We start from the raw sequence: 270 nt of genomic DNA, 5'->3' as shown, positions 1-270 counted from the left end.
GCCCCTTGACGGCTGCCCGGATGCGAGTGCTTGTACTTGTCTAGCCAAACAGCTCGTGCAGCCTCAAAACTATCATGCTCCCAGCGACGTGCTAGCCATCGAGGAAGGATGGTTTTGCAATCGGCACACACGTCGCGACCCGCGACGTAGGACCACGGATTGTCTCCGCTATAGCTGACTCCTGCCTGCTCCATAGCACCACACCGTCTAGAGCCGCACTCAAGACAGATGAAATCTTGATCTAGGTTATTGACCATGTTTGGAAGGGGC

The organism is Pseudoxanthomonas helianthi (assembly GCF_017939625.1).
GTDB classification, from domain to species: domain Bacteria; phylum Pseudomonadota; class Gammaproteobacteria; order Xanthomonadales; family Xanthomonadaceae; genus Pseudoxanthomonas_A; species Pseudoxanthomonas_A helianthi.
This window is presented reverse-complemented; position numbering follows the sequence as displayed.